9 protein-coding genes are annotated in these 9,591 nt (G+C 35.5%); all 9 read left to right on the top strand.

The annotated features are described in order from the left end of the window. On the top strand, positions 1-450 hold a 450-nt coding region (gene lgt, locus JI665_RS28070; protein ID WP_206846238.1), incomplete at its 5' end, for a prolipoprotein diacylglyceryl transferase. Positions 451-791: 341 nt separating this feature from the next. Beyond that, positions 792-2,273: a UDP-N-acetylmuramoyl-L-alanyl-D-glutamate--2,6-diaminopimelate ligase gene (locus JI665_RS28065; RefSeq protein ID WP_206846235.1), complete on the top strand. Its 1,482-nt coding sequence runs from the start codon at positions 792-794 to the stop codon at positions 2,271-2,273. 233 nt (positions 2,274-2,506) lie between these two features. After that, positions 2,507-3,139, top strand: coding sequence for a ferric reductase-like transmembrane domain-containing protein (locus tag JI665_RS28060; RefSeq protein ID WP_244671349.1), 633 nt, complete (start codon positions 2,507-2,509; stop codon positions 3,137-3,139). A 54-nt stretch (positions 3,140-3,193) separates the two neighbouring features. Beyond that, positions 3,194-3,988: a C39 family peptidase gene (locus tag JI665_RS28055; RefSeq protein WP_206846231.1), complete on the top strand. Its 795-nt coding sequence runs from the start codon at positions 3,194-3,196 to the stop codon at positions 3,986-3,988. A 40-nt stretch (positions 3,989-4,028) separates the two neighbouring features. Continuing rightward, a complete protein-coding gene (locus JI665_RS28050) occupies positions 4,029-5,984 on the top strand; it encodes an LTA synthase family protein (protein WP_206846229.1) in 1,956 nt (651 codons plus the stop codon). Positions 5,985-6,117: 133 nt separating this feature from the next. Beyond that, positions 6,118-7,089, top strand: a complete 972-nt coding sequence (locus tag JI665_RS28045) for a metal ABC transporter substrate-binding protein (RefSeq protein ID WP_206846226.1) — start codon at positions 6,118-6,120, stop codon at positions 7,087-7,089. 635 nt (positions 7,090-7,724) lie between these two features. Continuing rightward, complete coding sequence (locus JI665_RS28040) at positions 7,725-8,231, top strand: YdhK family protein (RefSeq protein ID WP_211202733.1); 507 nt, start codon at positions 7,725-7,727, stop codon at positions 8,229-8,231. 299 nt (positions 8,232-8,530) lie between these two features. After that, entirely contained in the window at positions 8,531-9,151 is a 621-nt protein-coding gene (locus tag JI665_RS28035; protein WP_206846223.1) for a class I SAM-dependent methyltransferase, read from the top strand. 107 nt (positions 9,152-9,258) lie between these two features. Beyond that, entirely contained in the window at positions 9,259-9,588 is a 330-nt protein-coding gene (locus tag JI665_RS28030) for a four-helix bundle copper-binding protein (protein ID WP_206846240.1), read from the top strand. Positions 9,589-9,591: the final 3 nt, after the last annotated feature.

Genomic DNA, 9,591 nt, shown 5'->3' with positions numbered 1-9,591 from the left:
GCTGATATTGCTGCACCGAGCCTAATTCTTGGCCAGGCAATTGGTAGATGGGGTAATTTTATGAACCAGGAAGCGCATGGAGGGGAGGTTACCCGTTCTTTCCTTGAAGGACTTTTCTTACCGGACTTTATTATCAATCAAATGTATATTGAAGGTACCTATTATCATCCTACATTTTTATATGAGTCTCTATGGAATATTGCAGGCTTTGTCATTTTGATTGTTACTAGGAAACTTCCTTTAAGACGTGGAGAAGTCTTTCTTTCATACATTATTTGGTATTCTATTGGCAGATTTTTAATAGAAGGGCTTAGAACGGATAGCCTCATGCTAACAGAATCTTTAAGAATAGCCCAAGTTATGTCCCTCAGCCTAATTATAGGTGCAGCAGTTATGATTGTTTTTAGACGAAAGTTTGGGAAAACAAATAATAGCTATGCGGGGGGTTAATTAACCAGCAAAGCACTAACAAGAATCCATTGTTGGTGAAGATTTGATTCTGTTATTGCTTACAACACTACCAATTATGCAGTTTTTGTGGAGTTTATGTATAAGGTGGATGGGTAGAATTGAGGTATGTAAAAAAATTACCTTTAAGATTTTACAGTACTCCTTATTTCTAGCCTTATCAGAGTTAAGATCCGAGGATACACATAATGGAACTCGAGGTTAACACAAAAAATATAAAAAAGAAGAAAATTGATAAATGATATTGCTTAAGAGTTATCCTGTAAATATTTGCTGTCTGAATTCAGACAGCTTCTTTATTTTCGAATTAGCGGAGGCATCAAATGAAGCTAAAAAATCTTATTTCATCTATTGCTGGGACAAATGAAAATGTAGCTGATATTGAAGTAAATCAAATTCAATTCAAATCAAGAAATGTAAAAAAAGGAGATATCTTTGTTGCGATTAAAGGATTAAGGCATGATGGTCACAATTTTATAAATGAAGCCATCTCGAAAGGAGCGGTCGCTGTTATAGGTGAAGAAAACAATTATTCTCTACCTGTTCCTTACATCAAAGTAGAAGATACAAGGAAAGCTCTTGGGAGACTTGCAAAAACACTATATAGAGATCCTTCATTGATTCATAACATGATTGGGATTACAGGAACAAATGGAAAAACCACAACAGCTTATATGGTAAAACACATTTTCGAAACTGCAAAGGAGTCCTGTTCACTCTTTAGCACTGTCTCAAATTTTGTAAACGGAATCGAGCTTATGTCTACTGCAACAACACCCGATATACTAGAATTAAATAATATGCTGAGGATGAGCTCGGATAAGAATGTGGTGATGGAAGTTTCATCACATGGTCTCCATCAGAAGAGGGTAGAGGGTTTGGAATTTAATTATGGGGTTTTCACCAACCTTACTCATGATCATTTAGACTATCATCAAGATATGGATGATTATTTTAATACAAAAGCAGAACTATTCAAGCTTCTGAAAAAAAATGGCGAAGCAATCATTAGCTCATCCTGTCCCTGGGGAATGAAATTAATGAATCAACTTAAAAATAATAGACAAACTGTCTTTTCTTATGGAAATTCGGAAAACGACGACCTTCAGTTATTATGTACGGAAGCTGGAATTTCAAAGATAAAAGTAAAGGAATCAAATGAAATATTTGAGATCAAAATGCCTATGCCAGGTAAACATAACTTACAAAACGCACTTGGTGCGATACTATGTACATTGCGGGCAGGGGTAAAAATCCAGAATATCATATATGCCGTAGAAAATTTCCCTGGTGTTCCTGGACGTTTTGAAGAATTTCGACATCGAGGTGCTAATTTTATCTTAGATTACGCGCATACTCCTGATGGTCTAGAAAACCTTTTACAGACTGTTAAAAGTATGAAACAAAATAAGATTATTCACATTTTTGGGTTTAGAGGGAACAAAGATAAGACTAAGCGACTAGATATGCTCGACATTTCTGCTAAATATTGCGATGAGATTATTTTAACGTTTGATGATTTAAATGGAGTTTCGAAAGATTTAATGGTAACCGATTTGGAAAAAGCAGTAAAATATCTTGAAAGTAGGAATGTCCACTTGATTATAGATAGGACAAGGGCTATTGAATATGCGTGGAAAAACTCAGAAAAAGGGGATCACATAGTGATAACCGGCAAAGGGCCTGAACCATATGAGCAAGAGTTTGAAATTCCCACCGATAACGATGCTGGAACAATTAAATATTTATTTTCAAAGTATTACAATACATCTAAGGCTAAAATAAAGATTACCAAGATAAAATAGCAAGAACACCATTTGATTTCAGAGAAAATCAAATTTTACTGAATGTACGAAAGCCCATGTTTATACAATGGACTTTCGTACTTTTTTATTGTTAACTGCATATTTTCTTGATATTAATGTGTAATAATATTTTTTATCTTTTATCACAGCGACCTATTTCAATTAAAAGGAAATGACCTTGTTAGCAGTGTAAAGAAAAATGAAAAGAGGGATAGTTATCCATGGGGTTACTAATGAGGCATTTAATTATTGGATCGGTAACTATACTTTTAGTATATATTTTCCTAATAAGCAGAGCTGAATGGAGTGATATGCACTCTTGGAACCGGGCATTTGCTGATGTTTCGCTTCTTTTTCTTTTCATAACGATTATAATTGGGCCTTTGAGTCGGCTAAGTAACCTCTTTGTACGCTTCTTATCTTGGAGAAGAGAGATTGGGATTTGGAGCTCCATTATGGCTCTACTGCATGTATATGTACTTTTCCGAGGGTGGTTTTACTGGGAACCAATCAGATTAATAATTGGTGTAAATCAAGAAACAGGCCAGCTTACATTTGATCCCGGCTTTACTCTTGCAAACCTGTTAGGTACTATAGGTCTTTTATATTTGTTTTTACTTGCTTTGATCTCAAATAAAAAAGCAATAGAATTATTGGGCAAAAGGGGATGGGATTACCTGCAGCAAAAAAGCGGAACTTTATATATTTTAGTTGTATTACACACGGCATTCTTTCTCTTCTTTTTTAGATTAGGCAGTTACAATTGGGTACAAAAGCCTTTTCTAGGACTGGTAACTGTTGTTGTGGTGATTCAGTGGATTGCATTTTTTCAAACGGTATTTAAAAGCCAAAAAAGAAGACAGTAGGGCTGCCGTTTTGAATGCGGATATATAGATGAAAATACAACTGAGGAAATAAAAATGAAATTAATTTTAATTTTGAACAGTTTGGCTGCAGCAACTCTCATGTTAATTCTCTTATTAGGGAAAGAAGAGCTATCAAAACTACTGAATTTGTTAGTACAAGAAGCTCCTAAAGAAGTTTACAGTGATCTTGGTGGGGTGCAAGATTATACAAATAAAATTGTAAAGATAAAAGATCAAGTTCTTCTTGATGCCCCTATAATTAAGCAGTTTCCCGAGCTTCCAAGAGGATGCGAGGTGACAAGCCTTGCAATGCTGCTGCAATACAATGGCATTGACACTGATAAAATGACTCTTGCAAATGAAATTAAAAAGAATGACGTTCCTCTCAAGAAAGAAGGAGGCAATGTTTTTTGGGGACATCCAAATGATGGCTTTATTGGGGACATGTATTCATATGATAATCCCGGATTAGGAGTATATCATAAACCAATTAAGGAACTAGCTGAAAAGTATATGCCTGGACAGATTCTTGATTTAACTGGGAAAGAGTTTTCCGAGCTTATGATTTTTCTTTCATTGGACACACCAGTCTGGATTATAACAAATACAACTTATAGGGAATTACCTAAAACAGCATTTGAAAAATGGAAAACACCTACTGGAGAAATAGATATTACCTATAAAGAACACTCGGTCCTAATAACTGGATATGATGAAAAAAATATATTTTTTAACGACCCTATAACGGGGATGAAAAATAAGTCTATGGACAAAGAAGACTTTCTTAAAGCCTGGAAGCAAATGGGGAGTCAGGCAGTGACCTTCATACCTAAAAATATTTCAAAATGAATATATTAAAATAAAATTTTTTAATGTTAGGAGTGTTAATATGAAAGGTCTTAATCTTGTAAAATCACTATTAAACAAGAGGCTTGGACTATTTTATTTTGCAGCTCTATTATTCTGGATTAAAACATATCTAATTTATTTGACAGAATTTAATCTTGGAGTAAATAATGGTTTGCAACAGTTTCTACTAGTGCTCAACCCCGTAAGTTCTGCACTATTATTCTTGGGAATTGCTCTATTATTTAAAGGAAAAAAACAGCATTGGATGCTGCTGGCCATCAATTTTGTGTTAACCTTCTTCTTATATGCAAATGTTGCTTATTATCGTTTCTTTAACGACTTTATTACAGTTCCGGTTCTCTTTCAGACGCAAAATTTTGGAAAAGTCGGAGGGAGCGCAGTTGCTCTTCTAGAGCCAAGTGATATACTCTATTTCTTTGATACCATTTTGCTGATTGCTTTAATTCTTTCAAAGAGACTAAAAGTGTCTGACAGATTACCGAGTAGATCTTTAGGTAAGGTTTATTTAGCGGGGTTATTGATACTTGGAGTAAATGTTGGACTTGCTGAAGCTGATAGACCTCAATTGCTGACTAGAAGCTTTGATAGGAATTACCTTGTAAAGTATCTTGGAGCATTTAATTTTGCCATATATGATATTGTCCAAAACACTAGATCTTCGGCTCAAAGAGTTATGGCTGACAGCAGCGATATTACAACAGTTGAAAATTACACTTTATCAAAGCATACAGAGAAAAACTTGGATTATTTTGGTGTAGCCAAAGGGATGAATGTCATTTACATTTCGATGGAATCTTTTCAGAACTTTCTTATTGGATATAAGCTTCATGGAGAAGAGGTTACTCCATTCTTAAATTCATTAGCAAAAGATCCCAATACGATTTATTTTCCTAATTTCTTTCATCAAACAGCCCAGGGCAAAACGTCTGATGCCGAATTCCTAATGGAAAATTCTTTGTATCCTCTTCCTCAAGGTTCTGTATTTACCACTAAAGCACAAAATACGTATCAGGGATTACCGGCTATCTTAAAAGGTGAAGGCTACTACTCTGCTGTTTTCCATGGAAACTACAAGTCGTTTTGGAATCGGGAAGAAATGTACAAGTCTTTAGGATACGACATGTTTTATGATGCCACTTATTATAATATGAGAGAAGAAAATGTTATTAATTACGGTCTAGAAGATAAACCCTTTTTAAAAGAAACAATTCCTTATTTACAATCGATTCCTAAGCCGTTTTACACCAAGTTAATTACGCTTTCTAATCATTTTCCTTATCCGATTGACGAAGCAGATCAATCGATTGAGCCTGCAGAAACGGGTGATGAAACAGTTGACGGTTATTTCCAGACGGCCCGATATTTAGATGAAGCACTAAAGCAGTTTTTTGAAGATCTAAAGATTTCCGGTCTTGATAAAAACACAATGGTTGTGATGTACGGAGATCATTATGGAATTTCTGAAAACCGCAAAAATGCAATGTCGAAGGTTTTAAACAAGGACATAAATGACTTTGAACAAGCTCAACTTCAGAGAGTTCCATTATTTATATACGCTCCTGGTCTGAAGGGTTTTGTTAATGAAACATATGGGGGAGAAGTTGATGTGCGACCAACAATTTTAAATTTACTTGGTGTTGACACAACACATCAGGTTGCCTTTGGAACAGACTTATTATCTGAAAATAGAGATGAAATTGTCGCATTTAGAAATGGCGATTACATTACGGATAAAGTGACATCAGTTAAAGGTAAAATTTATGATAACGGTACAGGACAAATTGTAGAGGATGTGACACCATATCAAAAATACTCAGAGATTGTTAAAAACGAATTAGAGTTATCTGATAAGGTGGTATATGGAGATTTGCTTCGTTTCCACAAACTTAGCGGGATTAAAACTACGGATAAAACAAAATTGGATTATACAAAAGCAGATCATTTCAATGAAGAATGGAATCAAGAGCAGAAATAGGATTTCTGGGGGGATGCCCCCCTTTTTTATTCATATTTTCTGCATATTTTAGTAGTTATATTGTTTTTTTTATTATTTTTTTATAGAATACAAATCGTAACGGTTACTATTTAACACCATAGGAGGAAGCACTTTGTATAAATCAATTTGGCTAATACTATTTGCCATCGGCATTTTAGTCCTTGGGGGATGTGGCAAAATAACTCAAGAGAACAAAAACATTCAGACAGATGATGGGAAGATAAAAATTTACACAACAATTTTTCCGCTCCAGGATTTTTCTGAAAGAATTGGAGGGGAGTTTGTACAAGTGGAAAATATTGTTCCTGCAGGATCGGATGCTCATTCCTTTGAACCTACAACTAAAACCATGGTCAAAATCGCAGAGGGGGAAGCATTTATCTATTTAGGAACTGGAATCGAAGGGTTTGCCGATGCAGTCATTAATGCCGTGAAAAATGAAGATACAGCCATTGTAAAAGCATCAGAAGGAATTCCTTTAATTGGGGCTTCGGAATCCTCTGAAGATAAACAACATGAAGAGGAAAATAATGAGGAGCATGCTGGTGAAGAGGGAGATGTTGACCCTCATGTTTGGCTTGATCCAGGCAGATCCGTGCAGCTTGCTGAAAATATAAAGAATGCATTAATCAAAATTGACCCTAGCCAGCAAGATTACTTTGAAAAGAACTTCCAGGCTCTCAAAAATAACTTAGAAACAGTAGATTCTAACTTTGAAAGCATGGTCAACGAATCACAAAATAAAACCTTCATCGTCGCCCATTCTGCATACGGTTATTGGGAAGATGCATATGGCTTAAAGCAAATAGGAATTAGCGGTCTTTCTCCTAGTGCTGAACCTTCTCAAAAACAGCTCGAAGAAATCATTAAGACCGCTGAAAGTGCTGAATTAAATTATATCCTATTCGAGCAAAATGTCGAGAATCGGGTTGCTGAGGTGATAAAAAGAGAACTCGGTGCAGAAACTCTGACTCTTCATAATTTAGAATCATTAACAGAAGAAGATATTCAAAATAATGAAGACTATATAAGCTTAATGAATAAAAATATTGAAACTTTAAAACAAGCATTAAATAATAAGTAAAGATATCAAATCATCCTTGAATAAAGCCCTTTCTAATTAGTTCCATTTTTGTAATGGTTAAAAATGTATCAATTAGCAGCCTAAATCGCATAGTGATTTAGGCTGCTTTCTTTTTGTTAAATCAATAGTTGTGGAGTCTTAGTAACCAAATAGTAAATAATAAGGTAACATTACAGCTTCTCTTAATTTGGTTTGGGAATGTCAGATGTTTTAATAACCCTTTAGGAGGTATATACCCATGTGAAATAATTTAAAGGAGGAAGACAATGACCAACAAAATTTTAAAAATTTCAGGGTTAGGATTGGCATCGCTCGGAATCGTTTTTTCAGCTGGGGGAGTTTCTGCAGATGCCCACAATACGGGAGTCAAAATGCAAAACAGTGCACAAGTTAAAGCTGAATCAGACGTTGAGAAAAACCTAGCTAAAATAGACAAAAAAGTGAATGCTATTAACGTTAAGATAGAGGGAATTAGATCATCCCTTGAAGAACCCCCTTTATCTGCTGAAGAGGTAGAGAGATACAGAGAATATAAAGAAGAAATTGGCGATCTTCTTAATCGTTTAAACGCTGTGGAAAACCAGTTAGAGGCCATAACTAAAAATCCAGACAAACCAAATGCTTCCTCACAAGAGATGGAAGAATTGATTAATGAAGTGCGCCTTAATGCTTTAGAAATCAAAGAAACAATTGAAGTTCATTTTGCTGAGACAATGTCAAGTTCAGGTGAGGTTCCTGATGAACTTGAAGAAGCTGAGAATCCAGCTTTTGAAATCGGCAGTCAGGCCATAATTGAAGCAGATCACATGCCAGGCATGAAAGGTGCGCTAGCAACCATTGCAGGAGCATATGAGACTACTGCTTACTCTGTTACGTATTATCCTACGACTGGAGAAGAGCCGGTAAAAGATCATAAATGGGTCATCCATGAGGAAATTGAAAACACTGGGGAAGAGCCTCTTAAACCTGGTACAGAAGTTACCCTTATTGCAGATCATATGGAAGGCATGGACGGAGCAAAAGCGGTCATTGAATCAGCTGTCGAGACTAATGTCTATATGCTTGACTTTACTACCACAACCGGCGAAAAAGTAGATAATCACAAATGGATCATTGAAAGTGAACTAGCACCAATTGAGTAGAAGTTATTATATTTAAAGCATATTAGAAAAGCCAATGTATACAAGCCTTTTCTCGTGTATATATTCGGCTTTTTTAATAGAGATAATAGTGAATTATTTAATAAGGATATCTATCGGTTTACAAATAATTCCTTTAGGATCACCAAAGTACTGGCAGACTCCTCTAATCTTTGTAAGGAGATCAACCGTTTTTATAACCCGAAAACCCCCTAATCATTTCCTGCTACAATGGAGACTTCAAATCCATAAAAAATCCATATTTTTTTGAGAAACTAAGCTCAAAAAGATAGGGTGAAGAAATGGATATTTCAAGAAATGAAGTGATCATACAAAGATATGACAGAATTTCTCTTCTCTATGACTGGATGGATAAGATGATTAAGGATGAGTGGAGACATAATCTATTGGCCAATGTCAGAGGAGATGTTCTGGAGGTAGGAATCGGAACAGGAATAAACCTTAAATATTATCCTAAAGATATTAATTCCTTAACTGGCGTAGATTTTAGTGAAGGAATGCTCAACTTAGCAAGGAAGAAGAATAAAAAATTACAAGTAGATTTTAAAGTGAATTTGATGAATGCTGATATCCAGGCTCTTCCATTCCCTGAAAATGCTTTCGACTCTATCATTTCAACCTGTGTGTTTTGCTCTGTTCCTGATCCGGTAAAAGGGTTGAAGGAACTGAAAAGGGTATGTAAGCCTGACGGGGAGATTTTTATGATTGAGCATATGAGAAGCAGCAACCCTCTTGCAGGAGTGTTTATGGACGTACTTAATCCATTAACAGTTAGGCTATGGGGAGCCAATATTAACCGGGATACACTACATAATATAGATCTATCAGGACTAGTTATAGTAAATAATATCCCATTAATGGGTACGGTGGTCCGAAAACTTACTTTAGGGCCAAACAATTAAATACAAGTACATTGTTGTGTGATAAAATATGCATTTTTTATGCAGTTTATTTTCTTAAGGCAAGGGGAATCTATTTAATGTATTGGAAAATTGGAAAGGATGATCCTATGTATAGCCAAACCTACGAACAATGCATTCAGGCATGTCTTGAATGTATGGAGGCCTGTAATATTTGTTATGATGCTTGCCTTCGCGAAGAAGATTTGAAGATGATGGCAGATTGTATCCGGATGGATCGTGATTGTGCAGATATTTGTGCTTTTGCTGCAAAATCGATGCAATCCAATAGCCCGTTTGTAAAACAGATATGTCAATTATGTGCGGAAATTTGTGAAGCTTGCGGAAACGAATGCAAGAAACATCAACATGAACATTGTCAAAAATGTGCAGATGCTTGCTTTAAATGCGCAGATGATTGCCGTCAAATGGTACAATAAGCA

It is taken from the genome of Bacillus sp. NTK034 (genome assembly GCF_017303275.1).
Taxonomy (GTDB): Bacteria; Bacillota; Bacilli; order Bacillales; family Cytobacillaceae; genus Cytobacillus.
The sequence above is the reverse complement of the archived record's forward strand: the minus strand, read 5'-3'. Positions and strand labels throughout refer to the sequence as shown.

Bases quoted from the DNA above. Each gene is read 5' to 3' on its own strand.
- JI665_RS28065 (WP_206846235.1), top strand. From the start codon at position 792: ATGAAGCTAAAAAATCTTATTTCATCTATTGCTGGGACAAATGAAAAT.
- JI665_RS28060 (WP_244671349.1), top strand. From the start codon at position 2,507: ATGAGGCATTTAATTATTGGATCGGTAACTATACTTTTAGTATATATT.
- JI665_RS28055 (WP_206846231.1), top strand. From the start codon at position 3,194: ATGAAATTAATTTTAATTTTGAACAGTTTGGCTGCAGCAACTCTCATG.
- JI665_RS28050 (WP_206846229.1), top strand. From the start codon at position 4,029: ATGAAAGGTCTTAATCTTGTAAAATCACTATTAAACAAGAGGCTTGGA.
- JI665_RS28040 (WP_211202733.1), top strand. From the start codon at position 7,725: ATGGAAGAATTGATTAATGAAGTGCGCCTTAATGCTTTAGAAATCAAA.
- JI665_RS28035 (WP_206846223.1), top strand. From the start codon at position 8,531: ATGGATATTTCAAGAAATGAAGTGATCATACAAAGATATGACAGAATT.
- JI665_RS28030 (WP_206846240.1), top strand. From the start codon at position 9,259: ATGTATAGCCAAACCTACGAACAATGCATTCAGGCATGTCTTGAATGT.